The 20527-nt window shown below is 64.4% G+C and carries 22 protein-coding genes; 14 read left to right on the plus strand and 8 right to left on the minus strand.

Translation table 11 applies throughout. The features are described from left to right. Positions 1-13: 13 nt before the first annotated feature. From sufC to AB0J47_RS04345, 4 genes are read left to right on the plus strand one after another with little or no spacing between them, the layout of a single operon-like run. A complete protein-coding gene (gene sufC / locus AB0J47_RS04330; protein ID WP_364340355.1) occupies positions 14-832 on the plus strand; it encodes a Fe-S cluster assembly ATPase SufC in 819 nt (272 codons plus the stop codon). A gap of 1 nt (position 833) precedes the next feature. Beyond that, positions 834-2087 carry a cysteine desulfurase gene (locus AB0J47_RS04335; RefSeq protein ID WP_364340357.1) on the plus strand — a complete coding sequence of 418 codons (1254 nt, stop codon included), beginning with the start codon at positions 834-836 and terminating at the stop codon, positions 2085-2087. Between the two features lie 3 nt (positions 2088-2090). Next, positions 2091-2585 carry a Fe-S cluster assembly sulfur transfer protein SufU gene (gene sufU / locus AB0J47_RS04340; RefSeq protein ID WP_364340359.1) on the plus strand — a complete coding sequence of 165 codons (495 nt, stop codon included), beginning with the start codon at positions 2091-2093 and terminating at the stop codon, positions 2583-2585. Continuing rightward, a complete protein-coding gene (locus AB0J47_RS04345; protein ID WP_364340361.1) occupies positions 2582-2953 on the plus strand; it encodes a metal-sulfur cluster assembly factor in 372 nt (123 codons plus the stop codon). The genes sufU and AB0J47_RS04345 overlap by 4 nt, the downstream gene beginning before the upstream one ends. A gap of 55 nt (positions 2954-3008) precedes the next feature. Here the strand turns inward: AB0J47_RS04345 and AB0J47_RS04350 are convergent, their stop codons facing one another. Next, the gene (locus AB0J47_RS04350) at positions 3009-4562 is read right to left on the minus strand and encodes a hypothetical protein (protein WP_364340363.1); all 1554 of its coding nucleotides are present in this window, start codon (positions 4560-4562) and stop codon (positions 3009-3011) included. A 320-nt stretch (positions 4563-4882) separates the two neighbouring features. Between AB0J47_RS04350 and AB0J47_RS04355 the strand changes: the two genes are divergently transcribed. Next, entirely contained in the window at positions 4883-5335 is a 453-nt protein-coding gene (locus tag AB0J47_RS04355; protein ID WP_364340365.1) for a DoxX family protein, read from the plus strand. A gap of 102 nt (positions 5336-5437) precedes the next feature. Then, positions 5438-5875 carry a DUF4189 domain-containing protein gene (locus AB0J47_RS04360; protein WP_364340367.1) on the plus strand — a complete coding sequence of 146 codons (438 nt, stop codon included), beginning with the start codon at positions 5438-5440 and terminating at the stop codon, positions 5873-5875. Positions 5876-5944: 69 nt separating this feature from the next. On the opposite strand, the gene AB0J47_RS04365 is transcribed toward AB0J47_RS04360, so the two are convergent. Genes AB0J47_RS04365 through AB0J47_RS04375 form a run of 3 tightly spaced genes read right to left on the minus strand, consistent with a single transcriptional unit; the run spans position 5945 to position 8450 of the window. Next, positions 5945-6607 (minus strand): methionine ABC transporter permease, encoded by a 663-nt coding sequence (locus tag AB0J47_RS04365; protein WP_364340369.1) that lies wholly within the window; start codon positions 6605-6607, stop codon positions 5945-5947. Positions 6608-6618: 11 nt separating this feature from the next. Further along, a complete protein-coding gene (locus AB0J47_RS04370; RefSeq protein ID WP_364340371.1) occupies positions 6619-7635 on the minus strand; it encodes a methionine ABC transporter ATP-binding protein in 1017 nt (338 codons plus the stop codon). Further along, positions 7632-8450, minus strand: a complete 819-nt coding sequence (locus tag AB0J47_RS04375; RefSeq protein WP_364340724.1) for a MetQ/NlpA family ABC transporter substrate-binding protein — start codon at positions 8448-8450, stop codon at positions 7632-7634. Before AB0J47_RS04375 ends, AB0J47_RS04370 begins: the two co-directional genes overlap by 4 nt. Positions 8451-8639: 189 nt before the next feature. Between AB0J47_RS04375 and AB0J47_RS04380 the strand changes: the two genes are divergently transcribed. After that, positions 8640-9506, plus strand: a complete 867-nt coding sequence (locus AB0J47_RS04380; protein ID WP_364340374.1) for a MetQ/NlpA family ABC transporter substrate-binding protein — start codon at positions 8640-8642, stop codon at positions 9504-9506. A 9-nt stretch (positions 9507-9515) separates the two neighbouring features. Here the strand turns inward: AB0J47_RS04380 and AB0J47_RS04385 are convergent, their stop codons facing one another. After that, the gene (locus AB0J47_RS04385) at positions 9516-10568 is read right to left on the minus strand and encodes a 2OG-Fe(II) oxygenase family protein (RefSeq protein ID WP_364340376.1); all 1053 of its coding nucleotides are present in this window, start codon (positions 10566-10568) and stop codon (positions 9516-9518) included. A 145-nt stretch (positions 10569-10713) separates the two neighbouring features. Here AB0J47_RS04385 and AB0J47_RS04390 point away from each other — a divergent pair, with 145 nt between their 5' ends. After that, the gene (locus tag AB0J47_RS04390; protein WP_364340382.1) at positions 10714-11298 is read left to right on the plus strand and encodes an XRE family transcriptional regulator; all 585 of its coding nucleotides are present in this window, start codon (positions 10714-10716) and stop codon (positions 11296-11298) included. 53 nt (positions 11299-11351) lie between these two features. Continuing rightward, complete coding sequence (locus tag AB0J47_RS04395; protein ID WP_364340384.1) at positions 11352-11972, plus strand: hypothetical protein; 621 nt, start codon at positions 11352-11354, stop codon at positions 11970-11972. 3 nt (positions 11973-11975) lie between these two features. Here AB0J47_RS04395 and AB0J47_RS04400 read toward each other — a convergent pair whose 3' ends face one another. After that, entirely contained in the window at positions 11976-12755 is a 780-nt protein-coding gene (locus AB0J47_RS04400; protein ID WP_364340386.1) for a helix-turn-helix transcriptional regulator, read from the minus strand. Between the two features lie 88 nt (positions 12756-12843). Here AB0J47_RS04400 and AB0J47_RS04405 point away from each other — a divergent pair, with 88 nt between their 5' ends. Further along, on the plus strand, positions 12844-13221 hold the full coding sequence (locus AB0J47_RS04405) for a nuclear transport factor 2 family protein (protein WP_364340388.1): 378 nt from the start codon (positions 12844-12846) through the stop codon (positions 13219-13221). Between the two features lie 121 nt (positions 13222-13342). Here AB0J47_RS04405 and AB0J47_RS04410 read toward each other — a convergent pair whose 3' ends face one another. Both AB0J47_RS04410 and AB0J47_RS04415 read right to left on the minus strand, forming a co-directional pair. Next, a complete protein-coding gene (locus AB0J47_RS04410) occupies positions 13343-14278 on the minus strand; it encodes a Ku protein (protein WP_364340390.1) in 936 nt (311 codons plus the stop codon). Beyond that, complete coding sequence (locus AB0J47_RS04415; RefSeq protein WP_364340392.1) at positions 14278-15381, minus strand: lycopene cyclase family protein; 1104 nt, start codon at positions 15379-15381, stop codon at positions 14278-14280. Before AB0J47_RS04415 ends, AB0J47_RS04410 begins: the two co-directional genes overlap by 1 nt. Positions 15382-15841: 460 nt before the next feature. Here AB0J47_RS04415 and AB0J47_RS04420 point away from each other — a divergent pair, with 460 nt between their 5' ends. From AB0J47_RS04420 to AB0J47_RS04435, 4 genes are read left to right on the plus strand one after another with little or no spacing between them, the layout of a single operon-like run. After that, entirely contained in the window at positions 15842-16879 is a 1038-nt protein-coding gene (locus AB0J47_RS04420) for a 3-oxoacyl-[acyl-carrier-protein] synthase III C-terminal domain-containing protein (RefSeq protein ID WP_364340394.1), read from the plus strand. A 1-nt stretch (position 16880) separates the two neighbouring features. Beyond that, a complete protein-coding gene (locus AB0J47_RS04425; RefSeq protein ID WP_364340396.1) occupies positions 16881-17789 on the plus strand; it encodes a hypothetical protein in 909 nt (302 codons plus the stop codon). Then, the gene (locus AB0J47_RS04430; protein WP_364340398.1) at positions 17786-19477 is read left to right on the plus strand and encodes a fatty acid CoA ligase family protein; all 1692 of its coding nucleotides are present in this window, start codon (positions 17786-17788) and stop codon (positions 19475-19477) included. Before AB0J47_RS04425 ends, AB0J47_RS04430 begins: the two co-directional genes overlap by 4 nt. Continuing rightward, positions 19450-20502: an NAD-dependent epimerase/dehydratase family protein gene (locus tag AB0J47_RS04435; protein WP_364340400.1), complete on the plus strand. Its 1053-nt coding sequence runs from the start codon at positions 19450-19452 to the stop codon at positions 20500-20502. Before AB0J47_RS04430 ends, AB0J47_RS04435 begins: the two co-directional genes overlap by 28 nt. Positions 20503-20527 lie beyond the last annotated feature (25 nt).

A 20527-nucleotide genomic window follows, 5' to 3' on the forward strand; every position in this document is an offset into this window, starting at 1 on the left:
GAACTCGAATTCGATGACCACCCTGGAAATCAAGGACCTGCACGTCGAGGTCGCGAACCCGGACGAGTCCGGCGAGCCCATCAAGATCCTCAAGGGCGTGAACCTCACCATCTCCTCCGGTGAGACCCACGCCATCATGGGCCCGAACGGCTCCGGCAAGTCGACCCTGTCGTACGCGATCGCCGGACACCCGAAGTACACGGTGACCTCCGGCTCGATCACCCTCGATGGCGAGGACGTCCTCGCGATGTCCGTCGACGAGCGGGCGCGCGCGGGTCTGTTCCTGGCCATGCAGTACCCGGTCGAGGTGCCTGGTGTCTCGATGTCGAACTTCCTGCGCACCGCCGCCACCGCGGTCCGCGGCGAGGCCCCCAAGCTGCGCACCTGGGTCAAGGAGGTGAAGGAGTCGATGAGCGAGCTGGAAATCGACGCCGCCTTCGCCGAGCGCAGCGTGAACGAGGGTTTCTCCGGCGGTGAGAAGAAGCGCCACGAGATCCTGCAGCTGGGCCTGCTCAAGCCGAAGATCGCCATCCTGGACGAGACCGACTCCGGCCTGGACGTCGACGCGCTGCGCATCGTCTCCGAGGGCGTCAACCGCTACAAGGAGCGCGAGAACGGCGGCGTGCTGCTGATCACGCACTACACCCGCATCCTGCGCTACATCCAGCCCGAATTCGTGCACGTATTCGTCGGCGGTCGCATCGTCGCCGAGGGCGGCGCCGAACTGGCCGAGGAACTCGACGCGAATGGCTACGTCCGCTTCACTCAGAGCTCACCCACCTCGTCGGCTTCGCCGACTGCCGTCCCCGAGTCCGCAACCGCTGGAGCCTGATATGACCGCCACGGTCCGTACCCTCGACGTCGCCCGGATCCGGGCCGACTTCCCGATCCTGAGCCGCACGGTTCGGGACGGGAAACCGTTGGTGTACCTGGACTCCGGCGCGACCTCGCAGCGTCCGCTCGCGGTACTGGACGCGGAACGGCAGTTCCTGACCGAGAGCAATTCGGCGGTGCATCGCGGTGCGCACCAGCTCGCCGAGGAGGCGACCGACGCGTACGAGGGCGCGCGTGCCGATATCGGCCGATTCGTCGGCGTGGACGCGGATGAGATCGTATTCACCAAGAACGCGACCGAATCGCTGAACCTGGTGACCTACTCGTTCGCCGACGACCGGTTCCCGTACCACGTGGGTCCCGGCGACGAGGTCGTCATCACCGAGCTCGAACACCACGCGAATCTCGTGCCGTGGCAGGAACTCGCGCGCCGTACCGGTGCCACTCTGAAGTGGTACGGCATCACCGAGGACGGCCGGATCGATCTCGATTCGCTCGAGTTGTCGCCTGCCACCAAGGTCGTCGCGTTCACCCACCAGTCGAATGTGACCGGTGCGGTCACCGACGTCGCCGAATTGGTGCGTCGGGCAAAGGAAGTCGGCGCGCTCACGGTGCTGGACGCCTGCCAGTCGGTACCGCATACGCCGGTGAACTTCCGTGAGCTGGGTGTCGATTTCGCGGCGTTCTCCGGGCACAAGATGCTCGGACCGTCCGGTGTCGGCGTGCTCTACGGGCGGCGCGCGCTGCTCGAGGAGACCCCGCCGTTCATCACCGGCGGTTCGATGATCGAGACCGTCACCATGGAGGGCAGCACTTACGCGCCGCCGCCACAGCGTTTCGAGGCCGGTGTGCCGATGACCTCGCAGGTGGTCGGATTGGGCGCGGCCGTGCGATATCTCGAACAGATCGGGATGGAAGCCGTTGCGGCACACGAGCACACGCTCACCGGTGCGGCACTGGAGGGACTCGCGGCGATCGCGGGCGTGCGGATCGTCGGACCGACCGAGAATATCGATCGCGGCGCAGCGGTGTCGTTCGTGGTCGAGGGCATCCACGCCCATGACGTCGGGCAGATTCTGGACGACGAGGGCGTCGCCGTGCGCGTGGGCCACCACTGCGCTTGGCCGCTGATGCGTCGTCTCGGCGTGCCGGCCACCGCCCGTGCGTCTTTCGCGGTTTACAACACTCTCGATGAGGTAGACCAGCTGGTAGCCGCGGTGCGGAAGGCCCAGAGCTTCTTCGGAGTTGCATAAGACATGCGCATGGAGCAGATGTACCAGGAAGTGATCCTGGATCACTACAAGCACCCGCATCATCGCGGGCTACGGGAGCCGTTCGGTGCCGAGGTGCACCACGTCAACCCGACCTGCGGTGACGAGGTGACCTTGCGCGTGCAGCTCGACGACAACGGTGACGTCGCCGATGTGTCCTATGACGGCCAGGGCTGTTCGATCAGTCAGGCCGCCACCTCGATCCTCACCGATCAGGTGATCGGTCTGCCGGTGCAGCAGGCGCTGAAGGTGGTCGACTCGTACAACGAGATGATCTCCAGCCGCGGCACCGTCGAGGGCGACGAGGACATGATCGGCGACGGTATCGCGTTGAGCGGAGTGTCCAAGTACCCGGCGCGGGTCAAATGCGCACTGCTCGGCTGGCTGGCGTTCAAGGATGCGGTGATCCGGATAACCTCCGCGCAAGAGGCCAAGCGGACCATGGGCAGCGATATCTCCACGAATGGAAAAACGTCATGAGTGAGACACCGGCCATCGAAACGACCGAGCAGGTTGAACTTTCGGCCGAGGACATCAAACAGCTCGAGGACATCGAGGAGGCGATGCGCGACGTAGTCGACCCCGAACTCGGCATCAATGTCGTCGACCTCGGTCTGGTCTACGGCGTGAGCGTCGACCAGGACAATATCGCCACCCTCGATATGACCCTCACCTCCGCGGCCTGCCCGCTGACCGATGTCATCGAGGACCAATCCCGCAACGCACTGGTCCGTTCAGGTCTGGTCGAAGACCTCAAGATCAACTGGGTCTGGATGCCCCCGTGGGGGCCCGACAAGATCACCGAAGACGGTCGAGAGCAACTGCGCGCCTTGGGCTTCACGGTCTAGGACCGCGAATTCGCTGCGGGTCACTATGACATGGCGGCTCTGACGACAGCGTCGATCAGCACTGCTGTTGGAATGGGAAACACCGTGCCGCAGGTGGCTCGGACGTGGCTGGCTGTTTCAGCTGCCCGGCCGGTTCGGTGCTCGATTTCGGACGCGGCTCGACGACAGTCGGTTTCGGGTGCATCCCTTCGGAGATGAGTAACCAGGTCGTGGCGATTATCGCCCCGGCCACCACCGCCGTTGCGAGCAGTTGCGGCAGGCCCGCGATGAGTTTCGTCCCTGTGGCGGCCACGGCGATGAGGCAGCGGCGCGCCGTGGACGCCAGCCGAGGAGCCGTAGCCCGACGCGGATGCGCGGCGGCGGGTGCCTCGGCTGGCTGCGACAATCGCACAGGTCGCGGCTGGGCCATCGTCGGTTGCGACTCAGACGCCGGTGAACGCTGCGGTGCTTGCTCCGAAACCGGCTGCGCCCCAACCATCACCGGAGGTTGGGCCGGTGCCGTTGACAATGACTGCGGCTCACTGTCCGACACTGACCCGGTCTCGGTCCTACGGTGCGGCTCTTCCGCCGATCCAGGTTCCGGCCCAACCGAGGCCAAAGGGTGATGCTGTGGTGCAGCCGTTGCCACAAGAATCGGCGGGGTCGGTTTCGGCAACCAATTCCGCAGGCGCGGCTCTCGGTGCCGACGACCTCGGCGGTCGAGATCACGGCGGGACGGCGGCTTGTCCGACGATTCATCGGACTCGATCCACGACGACCAACTGTCGGTGAATGCCGAGGACAACTGTGGATCCGACTGCGCGTATATCGCGTTCGGATGGTCCACCGGCTGCGACTTTGGCTGCGGCGGCGCGGATGCCAGGGCGTGCGGCTCGATTTCGCGCGATCGTGCCACGCTTTCCGACGGCTCCTCGTCGATCTCGGTCGGCAGCCATGGCGGGAATGGAGTCCTGACCGGTGACCTCTCCGACGACATACGAGGGTCGTCGGGAAGTTCGACGGCGCCGACCCCTACCGACGCATAGGCTTGCACCAGCACCTTCGATGCCGGACGCTCAGGTCGTCCGGTTTGCGACGGAAATCCCTCGGCCACAAGCTCTTCGATCGTGACCACGTGCGAAAGGCCGAGCCCGCCGAGCAGTTCGTATGCCTGCTCCGCAGTCCAGATCAGCTTCCGGTTCGCTGTTCGAAGGAACCAGGCGCGCAACTCCGTCGACGAGCCGAGGACCACGGTACCGCCGGACTTTCGCGATTCGCGCTCCGGTGTGACGGCCGCTTCTCCGGGCGGCACGACCACGATCAGCCGGTCGACGAAGGCATCCGGGTGCTGCTTGCGCACCAGCTGGCTCAGGTCGAATGGATCGCCGTCGCGCAGCGGAGCTGGCTCCGCATCGCTGTCCTGGGCTTCGATCACGACCACGGCGCGCGGAGTGATGACCACCACGTCCGTCTGCCGTGTCGCGTCGCCCGGGTGGCCGTTGTTTCCGTCGGGTATGGGATGCCCCGAAATAGCAAGCCCCACAATGACGTATTGACCGTTCCAAGTCCGTATCCATTCGAGCACGCACTGTTCGGCCCCTTGCATGTCCCGTTTGTTGACAACCAGCATCGAGGGTCACCCTCCGTCTCGCCTGCACAGTCGACCCCCCCAACGGTATTCATCGCAGACGTCGCGCGAGAATCCGAAAGGCACTCAAAGAGCAGGGGTTTGGCGACAAAAGGTGTCACTATATCGGCGCGTCGGCAGGGGCGTCGCGTCAGATCGGGTGCACGCGTCGGGGCGCAACACACCGGCGATATCGATGCAGGTGAGGTGGCGGTAGCGACGCGGCGGTCGTCACATTTCCCGGCCGGGCCTGGTCAAAGCGGTGGCGGGCAGATGTCCGTCGCCGCCGCACTGCGGTGGATGACCTGCGGAAGAGGGAATATATGTCGCAACGCTTGCGGTGGGCGTGGGTACGGACCGGCCTCTACTGGTTTCTCGGATTCGAGTTCTTCGTCGGCTTCGCAACCAAGTGCTGGCCCGGGTCTACGATTTTCGGGCCCGCCTATTCCGAGAAGTTCGCGGAGTGGGGATTTCATCCGAATATGCGGTTCGTGGTCGGTGGGCTGGAGTTGATCGCTGCCGTGCTGCTGGTGCTTCCGCGCCGGGAGAGCAGATTCCTGGGCGCGGCCATTCTGGTGCTGGTGCTGACCGGCGCGGTGACCACACATCTCATCGATGACGCGCCGATCTGGCAGGGCACCTCGGCACCGATTCATCTGGTGATCATGATGGCCGTCGCGCTGGTGAATTGGCCTGCGGACTGGCGAGATGTGGTGCCGCCGTGGGGCCGTACGGCATCGTCGGCGAGAGCTTCTGTGGCGCGGGGAGGTCGCTGACCAACGGATGTCCAGCTCTGGTGATACAAAGATTTGGACAATTAGGATCGAAGCGGTCAGGATTCGAGCCGAAGCTATTTTCGGAACTGGGGAGCGCAACACATGTCACTATCGTCCAAGGCTGCCATGGGTCTGGTGGCCGCGTCCGCGGGTGCGTTCGTCGCAGGCGGGGCCGGGGCCGCGCAGGCGGAGGAGGCCCTCTACGGCTCGCTGGCGATTTCGGTCTCCGCGCGCGGCGATGCGACTCTCGGATGGGCTTACAACTACTCGAACTGGGCGGATTCCGATCGTGCCGCGGTGCAGCAGTGCGGAGTGTCTGGTTGCCATGTCATCGTGCAATTCGCCAATGCGTGCGCGGCCGTGGCCCGCAATGGCGATGATCACCTGGGCTGGGCCTGGGCGCCGACACGTGCCGAGGCCGAGCAACAGGCGATCGCCAATGCCGGGCCGACCGCACCGCCGCCGCTGCTGAACTTCGGCAGCTCGGCGCCGCGCGAACCGCGCATTGTCGATTCGCAGTGCACCGCGAACGCGAGCTGACGAAAAACCGAATGCGTTCTCGACGCGATCCGCGTCGAGAACGCATTCGGTTGCGCCCGCGCCGAGGGATCAGCGGCGCAGCACTTTTCGGGCAATGATATTGCCCAGGAACTGAATCCCCTGCACACCGACGATAATGATCAACGTCGCGACCAGGGTGACCTGCCAGTCGAAGCGCTGATATCCGTAGACCAGCGCGAAATCACCGAGCCCACCGCCGCCGACGGTGCCCGCCATGGCGGACATATCGACGATGGCGATCACCACGAAGGTGTAGCCGAGCACCAAGGGCCCCAGAGCTTCCGGGATCAGCAGCGTCAGAATGATCCGCAGCGGGCCGGCGCCGACGGCCCTGGCCGCCTCGATCACGCCCGGATCCACGGTGACCAGATTCTGCTCCACGATGCGGGCGATACCGAAGGATGCCGCCACGATCATGACGAAGGCCGCGGCCTCTGTACCGATCGTCGTCCCGACCACTTCGAGGGTGACGGGGCCGAGCGCCGCCAGCAGGATGATGAACGGAATCGGCCGGACCACATTCACCAACACATTGAGCAGCACATTGATCGGCGCATTCGCCAGCAGTCCGCCCTTGCGAGTGGTGTACAGGGCGGTGCCGAGCAACAGCCCGATCAATCCGCCGACGACGAAGGTGAGCAGCACCAGATAGATGGTGGTGCCGATGGCCTCGGTCAGTACCGGCCGGAGTTTGTCCCAATCCGTATGCACGAGTTCCCCTCTCAGCCGACCCGGTGACCGAGCGCTTCGATCACCTTGTCCACATCGTCATCCGAACCGTGCAATGCCAGCGTCACGCTGCCGAATGTCTTGTCCTGCAACGTACTCACCCCGCCATACACCACCTCGAACTCGACACCCGCATGCGCGGCCGCGGCCAGCGCGGCACCGATGCCGCGCTTGTCATCGATATCCACGGTGACCAACCGACCACCGTGCAGCTCACCGAGTCGTCGCAGTTCCTCGGCATCGGGCCGATTGTGTAGCACGGTCTCGACGAAAGACTGCGTCGGCGCCGCCTGCGGGGTCGCGAAAACCTCGAAGGTGCTGGCCAATTCGACGATCTTGCCTTCTGCCAGTACCGCAACGCGATCGGCCACCGCGCGAATCACATCCATCTCGTGTGTAATCACCACAATGGTGACGCCGAGTTCGCGATTGATCTTCTTCAGCAGTCGCAGCACCTCACCTGTGGTCTCCGGGTCCAGCGCCGAGGTCGATTCGTCGGCGAGCAGCAATGACGGCGAGGTCGCCAGCGCTCGGGCGATGCCGACCCGCTGCTTCTGACCGCCCGAGAGCTGCTCAGGATAGCTGCGGGCCTTATCGGCGAGCCCGACGAACTCCAGCAACTCCTCGACCCGTGCCTTGCGTTGGGCGCGCCTCCAGCCCGCGACCTTCAGCGGATACTCGATATTGCCTGCGGCCGTGCGCGATCGGAACAGGTTGAACTGTTGGAACACCATGCCGATATCCCGGCGGATGCGGCGGACCTCGGCCTCCCGCACACCCGTGATGGGCGTACCGGAGACCTCGATAGTGCCGGTGGTCGGCTTTTCCAGCGCGTTGATCAGCCGGACCAGCGTGCTCTTGCCCGCGCCGGAATAACCGATCACACCGAAGATTTCGCCCTGCTCGATACGCAGCTCGATATCGTCGAGAGCGACCTGCTTATCCGTGCCCTTGCCGAAAACCTTCGTGACCGAGCGGAATTCGACCGCAGGAACCTTCTGCTCGCTCACTTGCCGTCTTTGATGGTCTGCTGCACCCTCGCCAGGATCTGCTCCAGCTCGGGACCGCTGCGCTTTACTTCGACCGCGGTGTTCTTGGTGACCTCGGCGTGCGCCTGCTGCACGTCCGGATCGTGCCAGAGCTCGGCCACCTTCTGGTACAGCTCGTTGTTCTTGTCCTCGGCTCTGGACACCACGACATTGATGTACGGCTCGGCCGCCGGATTCTTCGGATCATCCTTGTAGAGCGCCGAATTGGGATCGATGCCGGAGCGATCGAGGAAGGTGTTGTTGATGATCGATCCGTCGACCGAGGCCAGCGAGAGCGCGGTCTGCGCCGCGTCGACCGGGGTCACTTCGACCTTGGATGCAGCCTTATCGATATCGGCGGGCGTCGGCGCCTTGCTGGTGCCCGAGAGTTTCAGCAAACCGGCAGCTTGCAGCACGAACAGCGCCCGCGCCTGATTGGTCGGATCGTTCGGGATCGCGATCTGGGCGCCCTGCGGCAGATTCGCGAGCGACTTGTGCTTCTTGGAGTAGAGCCCGAGCGGAACGATGTAGGTCGAGGCGATCGGGGTCAGGGTGTCGTTATTGGCGACGTTGTAGGCGCCGAGGAACTGCAGATGCTGGAACAGATTGAGATCGATCTGCTTTTGCGACAGTGCGAGATCGGGCTGCTTGTAATCGGAGAAGTTGGTGATCCGCAGGGTGATGCCCTGCGCCTTCGCCTTCTCCTCGAAGACGTCCCAGGCGTGGTCCTTGTCGGTGGTGCCGATGCGCACTACGTTGTCGGAGGAAGCCTTATCGTTGCTGCCGCACGCCGTCAGGGTGAGGGCCGCGGTGGCTACCAGGACCGGGATCGCCAGTACCCGATGGAATTTCACTCGTGCTCCCGAATGCTTTGTCGCAATATGAACCCGATAATCCAAGCGATGCGTCCGAGGGGCGGACAACGGTTTGGATTGTGCTGAGCGAAACTCTGGCAATCAGTTGGACGAGCGTCTAGGTTGCCTGCAATGCGATTGCTGCGCCGTGTTCTGGTGATTCCCCTGCTCCTTGCCCTGGCTGTCGGCGGGGTCGCGTGTGGTCGGGAGCACCGTGAGGATGTGGTGCGCATCGGTGTGAACGACATCTCGCTGCCGCATTGGGATGTCTACAAGAAGAAGGCCGCCGAACAGGGCATCGCTGTCGAATTCGTCAACTTCACCGACTACAACCAGCCGAATCCCGCACTGGCACAACGTCGCATCGATCTCAACAAGTTCCAGCACGTGCGGTATCTGGCCAACTACAACGTCCGCAATAACGACACCCTGGTGCCGATCGGCGCGACCGAGATCTACCCGCTCACGCTTTACTCGCGCAAGCACAAGTCGGTGGCGGAGATACCCAAGGGCGGTCAGATTACCCTGAGCAACAACCCCGCGAACCAGGTCCGTCCGCTGCTCGGCTTGGCCGCCGCCGGACTGATCGTGCTGAAGGGCGGTGCGAGCTGGGATTCGAAGATCGAGGATGTGGACACCGACGCATCGCGGGTGACGCTGAAGACCATCGATCCGACACTGACCGCACAATCACTGGAGAGTGTCGACGCCGCATTCGTCGATGACACCTTCGCACGCCCCGCAGGTCTCACCAAGAACGAGACGATCTTCACCGACGATCCCGAACGTCCGGAGCTCCGGCAGTACATCAATATCTTCGCCGCCCGCGCCGAAGACAGGGACAACCCGAAACTACTTGCGCTGGTAAAGCTTTACCACGATCCCGCGGTGGAGGCGGCCATTCGGGCGGAGGCCGGATTCCAGGGCATCTTCAAGACGAATGACGCGGCCGATCTGCAAGCCACGCTGGCGGAGTTGGAGACCGAATTCCGCAAGTGAGTGGCGCGCTCACTCCGGGAGATGTTCGGTGCTTGCCGCGGCGAGGGCGCGTGCCGCCTCGCGTGTGGCATTGGTATTGGGTTGCAGGGCACGAGAACCGGCGAGTTTCGTGCGCAGGTGCTCGGCGACGGTGATCGGGGCGTATTTGCTGCCCACGCCGAGGCAGGAGGGAAGCGTTTCGATGACGGCGTCCGGATTGCCGTCATGGAAAAAGGCTGCGCTGCGACGTCTTTGGATGGTGCCATCGGTGATCGGCGGCATGACGCGATGCAGAGTGGACAGCCAGCGTTCGTTGGTCCAACGCGCCATCACATCGCCGAGGTTGACCAGCAGGGCATTGTCGGCGGGTTGTACATCGTGCCAACGGTTATCGGCGCCGACGACCTGAAGGCCGGGGACCTGATCCGCCCACAAGACGGTGACGATGCCGTAGTCGGTGTGTTCGCCCATGCCGGTGAGTTCGCCGTCGAGATCGACGGTGCCCGGCGGCAGCGCATAGTTGTTCATCCGCAGGACGTCGAGGGAATGGTCGGTGAATCGGGTGAAGTAGCCAGGGGGCAATTCGAGGGCGTCGGCGAAGATGGTGGTGAGGGTTCGCGCGATGCGGGCAGCGTGCGCGAAGTAGGTCTCCACGGGTGCACGCAAGCCTGGAACCTCTGCCGGCCAGAGGTTTTCGGCGTAGTCGCTCGCGGACAACTCGACCCCCGGATAGGCGGCCGCGGGGATGCCCACATTGAATGCCTCGAAGTAATCGTTCATGCGGGTGGCGGATGTGACACCGAGGCTCAGGCTGAGGCTTTCGCTCTTGGGTGGTGAGTAGCCGCGATTGATTTCGGGCGGTGTGCGATAGCCCTGTTTTATCGCTGGGTCGAGGTCGAAGAAGTTGTCGATTGCGGCTGCGAAGTTGTCCAGTACCGGCTGCGGGATGGCGTGGCCGGTGATCTGCATGAAGCCGACCGTACTTGCGGCGTCGTCGATTCCGCGGGCGACGGCCCGGCGTTCGGCTGTGGAGCCATCGCCGACGTAGGAGGAGATATCGATGACCGGCACTCGGAATTCCACGACGGAGTCCTTCCCCTCGACAACATGTTAATGATAAGCGACAGCAATCAGAATCTGCTATCCATATGTCGTGAACGTTCACCAGCGTCACGGTCAGGTTAAGCCCGGACCGCCGCCCGCATCGGCGATCGGGCAGACTTCCGCTGTGCCGGAAACCGCAGCCCCCGACGAATCGAGTCTGGCCGCGCTGGTCGGCGGTGTGGTGCGGGCGCTGCGGGAGAAGTCCGGACTGTCGATGCGAGATCTGGCCAAGCGGGCCGGTATCAGTCAGCCGTTCCTGAGCCAGATCGAGCGCGGCGTCAGCGCGCCATCGATGATCAGCACGTACCGGCTGGCCGCGGCGCTCGGCGTCGCCCCGGGCGATCTGCTGCCCGCACCCGAATCGGAGCGAGTCCGGGTCGTGCGCGCCGACGAAGGTACGTTGATCCCGGTCGCCGATCGCCCCGATGCTGCCGTCGGCCGGGCGCTGAATATGCGGCCGAACAGTCCGCTCGAGGTCATCGAATACCGGATCGAACCCGGTCAGCATATCGGCGAATGGTTCGAATCGACCGGCGTGAGCAGCCTCTATGTCATCTCAGGCGCGATCGAGGTGGAAATTGTCGGCGCGGGTCGATTCCGGCTCGGCGCACGAGACTTCATCACCTTCCCGGCGACCATGCGCGACCGCTGGCATCGGGTCGACGATGAGCCCGCCGAGGTCTTGCTGGTCATCGTCCATCCATCCTGATTTCGCGGCCCGATTCGGCAGCGCGAGCGGGCCACAGCGGCGATGATTTCCGGGTGGACGACATCACGTATCAGGACACCCGGCTCGCGCTGCACGCGGTGGGGGAGTTGTTGATCGCGGGCCCACAATATCGGCGGTTCGGGACCATCCGACTACGGGTGGTGCACGGTGGTTTCGGTGGTGCGCAGTGGCCGGTGTCGGTGGTCGGCACCGATCTGGTGTGGCCGGAAGGCCGGGTCGCGCTCGTGGGCACCTTCGACAAGGTCGCCGCCGCCGCGGGCTTCCAACCCGAGGCACCGGCCGATGTCTACGCCGACACCACCGGAGTCGACCCCGGCGACCAGCTCGCAGTCGATCCGCAGGCCGCGAGCATCATCGCGGACTGGTTCGCGCTCGGGGATTCGACGCTGCGCTGTACGGCGCCCGATGTCATCCCGGTGCTGTGGCCGGAGCATTTCGATCTGTCCAGCACCGTCAATGAGGTCAATTACGGTGTGTCACCGGGAGATTCGGCGCATCCGGAACCGTACGCCTATGTCGGCCCATGGGCGCCGCGCACCGGCGAATTCTGGAATGCCCCGTTCGGCGCGCTGCGCTCGCGCGAGGAGGTGAACAACGCCGCCGCCCTCCTCGACTTCTTCGAAGAAGGTAAAGCGCGGGCCGCCGAGTCCTGAAGATCACCTGGGGAGTGCGTGCAGGTAGGCGCTGGTGGTCCGATCGGCAGGAAAGTAGGACTCTATGGCGATCTCGTCGAGCGTCACATCGAAGGCCGCACCGAAGCGCATGATCGTATTGAACAGCGACAGCTGTGTGCCGCGGTGCTCGAGCTGGATCGACAGTGCGACCTCGGATGGATCGACCTGCGGGAGAACGGCTTCGGAGGCGAACGCACTCAGTTCCATATGCAGCGCGGCCAATTCGGGATCGCCGGACAGCTCCGCCTGCCGCGCGAGTCGTGGCAGCAGGAACCCACGCAGCTGCTCGATATTCCGCACGCGCGGCGCGAACCCCTTGGGATGCAGACCGATTCGCATCATGTTGATGGGTGGCTCCAGCAGTTCCGCGGCCACCCCCTCGAAGAACACTTCCGCTGCCCTATTGGCGAACAACAGATTCCACTGTCGATCGATGGCCAGCGCCGGAAACGGTTCGTGGGCATCGAGTACCCGCCGGACCGCGGCGCGCGCCTGCGCAAGATCCGGATCGTCGAGCGCGCGATGCCGGTACGTCGGCGCATACCCGGCCGCGACCAGCAGCCGATTGCGTTCGCGTAACGGGATGTCCAGATGGTGGGCGAACCGCTCGACCATCGCCGGACTCGGAACGGTGCGCCCGGTCTCGACGAAACTCACATGCCGCGTCGAAATGCCCGATTGCACGGACAATTCGAGCTGACTGAGCCTGCGCCGCAGCCGCCACTCGCGCAGCATCGCCCCGACGGGATGTTCGCTATCCACCCGGCCAGTATCACCACGCCGCGTGGGGCGCCGCCATTACATGCCTGGTAATCGACAGGCGTACCACGCTCTTGCGACGGTTACCGGCATGACGAACAACCTGGCAATCCGCAACAAGGATCTCGTACTGCACGGCTTGGCCGAGTTCAGTCGGGGCAATGTCGAGATACTGCGAAACCTGTTGCACGAGAACTTTATCGAGCACAGTCCTGGTAATCCGTCCGGCCGCGACGCCTTCGTCGAGTTCATCGCGAACGCGCCGGTGGCCGCCGCCCGACTCGATATCAAACGGGTCATCACCGATGACGAATACGCCGTCGTGCACTACCACATGATCGCCCCAGACGATGCCCGCGGCGTGGCGGTGGTGGATATCTGGCGGCTGGTCGACGGCGTGATCACCGAGCACTGGGATGTCGTACAGCCGGTGCCCGACGCTGATCAACTCCCGCACGGCATGTTCTGATCCGGCCCAGCGGGCGTCGCACTCCGCACCGGTCAATCGGCCGCCGCGGATCAGCGCCCGCTTGGTGCCCGGCGGCACTGCAGGCAGGGCGCGGTTTGCTGGGGAGTGTGCCAACGGTCGGTTATGCGCCCTTGCGGGCCGCTGCTTTCTTCGCGGTCTTCTTGGCGGGCTTGGCGGCGGTCTTCTTGGGCGCAGTTTTGGCGGACTTCTTCGCCGGTGCCGCCTTTGCCTTGGGCTCGGCGGCTGCCTTGCCGGAACTCTCCGCGGTCCGCCGCCCACTGGCCTCCAGACTGCGTTGCAGTGCGGCGACCAGGTCGACGACCTCCGCGTCCATCGCGACGGGCGCTTCCTCTGGCTGACTGACGACCTTCCCCGTGCCGCTGGCGATGGCCTCGTCGAGCACCTTCTGCAGCTCGATCTGGTACTCATCGGTGTATTGCTCGGGATCGAAATCGTCGGACATGGTCTCGACCAGCGTCTCGGCCATCTTGATCTCCTGCGCCTTCGGCTCGGCGACACCGTCCAGCGATTCGAAATCGACGGAACGCACCTCATCGGGCCACAGCAGGGTCTGCAGTACCAGTACACCGTCGCGTACTCGCAGCGCCGAGAGGCGGGTCTTCTGCCGCAGCGTGAAATGCACGAGCGCGGTCCGATCGATGCGCTCCAGCGTGGTCGCCAGCAGCACGTAGGCCTTGGGGGTGTTCGAGTCGGGTTCGAGGTAGTAGCTCTTCTCGAACAGGATCGGGTCGATCTGGTCGTTGGGTACGAACTGCAACACCGGAATCTCGTGCTTCTCGGCGGCGGGCAGCTTCGAGAAGTCCTCGTCGGTCAGGATGACCTTGTCCCCCTCGGGGGACTCATAGGCCTTATCGATATCGGCGTACTGCACGGACTTGCCGCAGACCGTGCAGACGCGGTCGTATTTGATCCGCCCACCGTCCTTGGCATGCACCTGGTGGAACCGAATGTCGTGGTCCTCGGTAGCCGTGTACACCTTGACAGGGACGTTTACCAGCCCGAACGCAATCGAGCCTTTCCAGATAGCTCGTGCCATTACTCCATGATGGACGAACCCATTCGAATAGGCGAGCGAATCGGAATCCCGAGTGTCGCGATCGCGACGCGCCGACGCAGCGGTGCTGGCAGGGTGGCGAAGAGGGTGCGCATGGCGGCGACGGTGCCGCCGAGATCGGTGCGACCCGATAGATAGGCCCGTTGCAGTTGCGGCGGCAGAGTGAAGAAGGCATCGAAGAAGACGGGAAGGTCCTCGGGCGGTAGAGCGAGCAGCGCACGCAGGCCTGCCGACCGCAACGCGTGTACCGCTCGGGCTCGAGCCGGCCACGCCGACGAATCGAGGGCGACGGTGTCGGCGGCGGCCAGCGATGCGGTGACGCTGTAACCCGTTGCGGGATGGGTGAATGCGCCCGCCGCGCCGAATCGCCCCTGTCCAGGGTGGCCGCCCTGAACCGGGAACCGCACGCGTTCCACAGGTTCGGACCCGGTGAGTTCGATTCCGCGCGAACGCAACCGGTGGTGCAGTCGGTCGCGCAGCACGGCGGTGTCGAGAGCGGGACGACCGGCGAGGCAGGTCTCCTCCAGCAACATCGTCTCCGCACTCAACGGCACCGCGTACAGAAACGACCGTGGCGCACCGGGTTCCGCGCCGTTGTCCGCCCGCCAGTCCATGAACAGGGGTGTGATGTCGGCGCCGCGTCGTACGATTACGCCGTACGCGGTTTGCTCGGCGAGTTCGGGGGAGCGCTGAATTCCTCGTGCGTCGATAACACGTTTGGCGCTGAATCTTGTTTCCGAAGCCAAAGTTACTGTGTTGTGCCGAATTTCGACGACCCGATCGGTAACTATTTGTGCGCCGTCGAGATTCAGGGAATCCCGCAACCGTGCGGAGTTGAAGACGACATAGGTTCGGTCGAGTCGATGCGGCCTGGCACCCCAGGCCGTCGGATGCGCCACGGTGCTGGCTATGGCCGACGGATCCAACCATCGTGGCAGCTCGTCGTGCCAGCCCGCGTACGTCGCCGACCAGCGCCTATCCGGCACCGGATCGATTGCGGTGACCGACATTCCGTGCGCGAGACAGCGGTGCGCGAGCGCGCGACCGGCGGGTCCGAGTCCGCAGACGATCAGGTCCGCGGTCATCGCTTATCCGATGTCGAGCGCGGATGTCGGTGTGGCACAGCGAGTTCGGTGGCGTGCAGGGCGGACCCCCTTCGTTGTCGGCGCGGTTCGTCGGTCGTGCGGAGCCTACTGTCGCGCGGTCGGGTCACCGTTGCGTTGTGATAGTTCACGGATATCGACGGTGACATTCTTCATAATGCGATCATGTCAGATCTCGCTTTTCCAGCAACGATGTGACTCGCCAGTAGCCTCGTGTCATCGTCCGGCTGGTCACAATGTCCGGTGCGCCGTATGCTCGGCGTTGTCGAGCGGATTGCCCAGGGTCGGGCAATCTTGATCCGATTGCCGAAATCAATGTTGATTTCGGAACTTTCTGTTCCCTTGATCCTGTGGAACGGAATTCCCGCATCGTCTGCCCGCGGCCATTGTCGTGCCAGCCGGGAAGTTCGTGCTGCCCGTCTCTGTCGAAAGGACCGCTACGGTGAATTCTTCCCGATTACGCGCCCTTGGAGCCGCCCTACCGGCCGGCGAATACACCACTTCAGAAGTACTGAGTCGGATGACAAGCGGCGGCGAGTTCGACGTCGAGCGAATTACCGGCATCGGTCACCGCTATATGGTCGACCGCGCCAGTGAGGACACCCTCACCCTCGGCGTGCGGGCTGCGGCGGACGCGCTGGCGAAATCCGGTTTAGACGCCGCCGACCTGGACATCATCATCTGTGGCGGCACCACTGTGCATGATGGATTCCATATGGTCTTCGAACCGTCGGCGTCGCAGGAGATCGCCCGGCGCATCGGTGCGGTCAATGCCTCCGGCTATGACGTGGCGAATGCCTGTGGCGGCACCATGACCGGAATCTATCTGCTGGACAATCTGATTCGCGCGGGTGCGGTGCGCAATGGCATGGTCGTCACGCCCGAGGTGATCTCGCCGGTAACCGAAGGCGCCCTCGCCGAGGCCATGGATGCGCGCGATCCACAGTTCGCCGCACTCACTCTCGCCGATGCCGCGATCGCGGTCATTCTCGACCCGGCGGTCGACGAGGAAGACGTGCTGCACTACGTCGATCTGACGACTTGCGCCGAGTATTCGCCATTGTGTATCGCCAAACCGAGCGATGCCAGCGAAAACATGATCATGTTGACCGACAATCTCACCATGCAGGCCGCGCCGCGTCGGGAAACATGGGCGAAATTCCACAGCGATATCCTCGCAAAGCGCGGCACCACATTCGCCGACGAGAAGTTCGACTTCATCGTGTTCCATCAGCTCGGCGTCGGATTCACCGAGAAGCTGGCCGAATCCGGCAGCAAGATTCACGGCACCGAGATGCCGCCGAGGTTGGCGACCGTGGAAAAGTATGGCAACACCGGGGCAAGTACGCATTTCCTGGTACTGCACGACTACATTTCCCGAGGCGAGATCCCGAAGAGGGCCAAGATCTGTTTGGTGCCGACGGCCTCTGGAATGGTCTTCGGTGTCCTTTCGGCAACTATCAGCGCATTGGTGGGATGAAATGTCGTTCATTATTCGGCGATCCGCCGTCAGCGCCGATCCCACCCTCGGTTCCATCGACCACGCCGTGCGGGCGGCCGGGGAGTGCCTCTCGGGGGCGGGTGTCGAGCCGAACGATATCGACGTGCTGATCAATGTCGGCGTCTACCGCGACAGCAATGTCGTCGAACCGTCCAATGCCGCTCTGATCCAGAAGGAATTGGGGATGCATCTGGACTACCAGGTCGGCTCCTCGCGGGCGGGTTTCTCGCTCGATCTGCGCAACGGGGCGTGCGGCGTGCTCAACGCATTGCAGGCCGCGGGTGCGCTGCTGGAGAACGGCACCGTCGAGCGGGTACTGATCGTCGGCAGCGATGCTCATCCGGGCGGCATCGGACATGCACCGGCCGACTTCCGCTACGCCGCGGTCGGTGCCGCATTGCTGGTGACCAAAGGGATCGATGAGGGCACCGGCTTCGATCGCGTGCACCTTCCGGCGCCGCTGCCGCGCGAGGGCGGCACTCATCCCGGTGTCGCCGGGTACCTCGATCTGAAAGCGATGGGTAACGACGGCCAGCGCTCGATCACCGTCGATGTCGCCGACGACTACGCGGAATTGGTCAGCGGCGCAGCGTTTGCCGCGGTTCGCTCGTACCTAGCCGAACGTCCGGAGGGACAGCGCGTGCTGGTCACCAATAACCCGGTGCCCGACTTCGCGGCCACCCTGGCGAGCGAATTCGGTTTCGCCCGAACGCATCAGGCCGCGACCGGCGATCTGGACGGGGGTAGCTCGGGCTTGATCATCGGCTATCACCAGCTGCTCGAGGCAGGCGAGCTGTCGGCTGGTGACGAATTGCTCTTGGTCGCCGCCGGATCGGGTCCGATCGCGGGCTGCGTGAGCTACACCGTGCCCGCCGGCGGTGCGGGGTGAATCAGCAGACCGCGGATCTGAGCGCGCTGCTGGAGCACCAGATCCGACACCGCGCCGACCTGGCCGCCATCAGCTATCCGACGGTGGCGCATCCAGAACGTGCCCAGCGCGCAACGGATCTCGACTTCGCGGTGCTGACCTTCGCCGAACTCGGCGCGCGAGTCGAAGCCTATGCCGCGGCATTCCAACGGATCGGAATCAGCAAGGGCGTCAAGACCATTGTCATGGTCGAACCCGATCCCGATCTGTTCGCGGTGATCTTCGCGCTGTTCCGCGTCGGTGCGGTACCGGTGGTGGTGGATCCGGGTATGGGCGTGCGCCGCATGCTGCATTGCTTCCGCAGTGTCGGTGCGCAGGCGTTCATCGGGATTCCGCTGGCGCATCTGGTGCGGTTGGCGGCGCGGCGCACATTCCGTTCGGTGCGGCTGCACGTGACGGCTGGACGCTCGTTCTGGGGTGGGCACACTTTGCTCGCCATGCGACAGACGCCTGGTGCGGTCGCACCCGAGATCGCCCATTCGCCCGACGATCTGCTGATGATCGCCTTCACCACCGGCAGTACCGGACCGGCGAAGGGGGTGGAGTTCACGAGGGCCGGATTCGCTGCTTCGCTGCGGGTGATCGAGCGGTTGCACGGTCGCCCGACGGGTTTCGTCTCGCTCACCTCGGTGCCGCTGTTCGGCATCTTCGATCTGCTGCAGGGTGCGCATGTGGTGCTCGGACCGGTCGATCCGGTGCGGGTGTCCAAGGCAGATCCGGCATTGCTCACGGATGTGGTCCGCAGTTTCCAGGCCACGGATGTCACGGCATCGCCTGCGCTGCTCGGTCCGCTCGGCGAATATCTGACCAGAACCGGGATCAGGTTGCCGAGCCTGGTTCGGGTCATCTCGATGGGCGCTCCCGCGAATCTGGATGCGCTGGAAGGGGTTCGGGCCGCGCTCGGGGAGTCCGCGCGCGTCTTCACCACCTACGGCGCCACCGAGGCATTGCCGCTGACCACCCTCGAATGGTCCGAACTCGACGAAACCCGCAAGCAGACCGCCGAAGGCGCGGGCACCTGCGTCGGCCGCCCGATCGCGGAATCCGACAGTGATACACGGGTGCGGATCATCGCCATCTCCGATGACGAAATACCCACCTGGCACGACGATCTCGTGCTTCCACCGGGGCAGATCGGCGAAATCGTCGCCACCGGTGCGCAAGTCAGCACCGCCTATCATCGCAACCCCGCCGCCGATGCCCGCAACAAGATCGACGAGACCCGTCCGGACGGCACCGCGCGCCGCTGGCATCGCGTCGGCGATCTGGCCTGGCAGGACGACTCCGGTCGGCTGTGGTTCTGCGGCCGCTCGGCCCAGCGGGTCCGCACCGCGGCCGGTGACCTGTTCACCGTGCAGTGCGAACAGATCTTCAACACCCACCCGGATGTGCACCGCACCGCGCTCGTCGGTATCGGCGAACCGGGTGCACAGATCCCGGTGCTGTGCTTCGAATTGCGGTCCGGGGTGGCGGAATCCGAGATCCCACGGGTGCAGCGGGAGCTGTGGTCCATCGCACGCGAACGCGAATTCACCAGGGCGATCAAGGTGTTTCGCGCGCATCCCGGATTCCCGGTCGACATCCGGCACAACGCCAAGATCGGGCGCGAGGAATTGGCCGCATGGGCCGGAAAGGGGATGACGTCATGAAGGCATTGGTCACCGGGGCAACCGGATTCCTCGGCAGCCATATCGTCGACGCCGCGATGGCGGCCGGCGATGACGTGCGCGCCATCGTTCGGCCGTCGAGCGATCTCGGCCATCTGTCGACGGTGCCCGAAATCGAAACGGTGGCAGGCGATCTGGGCGACTACGAATCGCTGGTCACCGCATGTAAGGGCGTCGATGTGGTCTATCACAGCGCCGGGCTGGTCGCCGAGGTCGGCAGCCGCGCGCAGTTCTGGGAGGCCAATGTCGAGGGCAGCCGGCGGCTGATGAAGGCCGCGCAGCAGGCCGGTGTCGCCCGGTTCGTCTTCGTCAGCAGCCCGTCGGTGGCAACCTCCTATGACACCGACCGCTTCAGCATCGACGAATCCGAACCTTATGTGACCGCCCCGAAGAGTCTGTACGTGGAAACCAAGGCCGCCGCCGAACAACTCGTCCTGTCCAGCAACACCCCGGATTTCGTGACCTGCGCGCTGCGACCGCGGATGATCTGGGGACCGCGTTCCTCGGGCTGGATGACGCTGCTGCTGCGAAAGCTGAAGTCCGGCAAGCTGCCCGACCTCTCCGGCGGCAAGAACGTCATGGTGTCGATCACCTACTGTGAGCACGCCGCGCAGGCCTGTCTGCAGGCGGCGCGCTCGGACCAGGTCGCGGGCAATGCCTACTTCCTCGCCGATCCCGAGGATGTCGACCTGTGGAAGTTCGTCAAGGATCTCGCCGTCGCCTTGGACCTGACGCCACCCAGCCGCATCATTCCCAAACCGGTCTTCGATGCCGCCATCGCGGTTTTCGACACCATATGGCGGGTGCCCGCGATCAAGGAGCGCTACGCGCCGCCGCTGTCCAGTTGGACCACCGCGGCGCTGACCGTCTCCAGTACCTACGACACCAGCGCCGCCACCCGGGATTTCGGCTACGCGCCGACGGTCTCACTGGCCGACGGACTGGCCGCCTACATCGACTGGGTCGGACAGGTCGGCGGCGTCGACGCCGTCATCGCCCGCGGATGACCGACGGTCGACGCCACGCATTCGA

Origin of the sequence: Nocardia sp. NPDC049737 (assembly GCF_040674755.1) — a bacterium.
GTDB lineage: Bacteria > Actinomycetota > Actinomycetes > Mycobacteriales > Mycobacteriaceae > Nocardia.

What these genes read in the sequence shown, in the direction of transcription:
- sufC (WP_364340355.1), top strand. Translation starts at nt 14, where the DNA reads ATGACCACCCTGGAAATCAAGGACCTGCACGTCGAGGTCGCGAACCCG.
- AB0J47_RS04335 (WP_364340357.1), top strand. Translation starts at nt 834, where the DNA reads ATGACCGCCACGGTCCGTACCCTCGACGTCGCCCGGATCCGGGCCGAC.
- sufU (WP_364340359.1), top strand. Translation starts at nt 2,091, where the DNA reads ATGCGCATGGAGCAGATGTACCAGGAAGTGATCCTGGATCACTACAAG.
- AB0J47_RS04345 (WP_364340361.1), top strand. Translation starts at nt 2,582, where the DNA reads ATGAGTGAGACACCGGCCATCGAAACGACCGAGCAGGTTGAACTTTCG.
- AB0J47_RS04350 (WP_364340363.1), bottom strand. Translation starts at nt 4,562, where the DNA reads ATGCTGGTTGTCAACAAACGGGACATGCAAGGGGCCGAACAGTGCGTG.
- AB0J47_RS04355 (WP_364340365.1), top strand. Translation starts at nt 4,883, where the DNA reads ATGTCGCAACGCTTGCGGTGGGCGTGGGTACGGACCGGCCTCTACTGG.
- AB0J47_RS04360 (WP_364340367.1), top strand. Translation starts at nt 5,438, where the DNA reads ATGTCACTATCGTCCAAGGCTGCCATGGGTCTGGTGGCCGCGTCCGCG.
- AB0J47_RS04380 (WP_364340374.1), top strand. Translation starts at nt 8,640, where the DNA reads ATGCGATTGCTGCGCCGTGTTCTGGTGATTCCCCTGCTCCTTGCCCTG.
- AB0J47_RS04405 (WP_364340388.1), top strand. Translation starts at nt 12,844, where the DNA reads ATGACGAACAACCTGGCAATCCGCAACAAGGATCTCGTACTGCACGGC.
- AB0J47_RS04410 (WP_364340390.1), bottom strand. Translation starts at nt 14,278, where the DNA reads ATGGCACGAGCTATCTGGAAAGGCTCGATTGCGTTCGGGCTGGTAAAC.
- AB0J47_RS04415 (WP_364340392.1), bottom strand. Translation starts at nt 15,381, where the DNA reads ATGACCGCGGACCTGATCGTCTGCGGACTCGGACCCGCCGGTCGCGCG.
- AB0J47_RS04425 (WP_364340396.1), top strand. Translation starts at nt 16,881, where the DNA reads ATGTCGTTCATTATTCGGCGATCCGCCGTCAGCGCCGATCCCACCCTC.
- AB0J47_RS04435 (WP_364340400.1), top strand. Translation starts at nt 19,450, where the DNA reads ATGGGCCGGAAAGGGGATGACGTCATGAAGGCATTGGTCACCGGGGCA.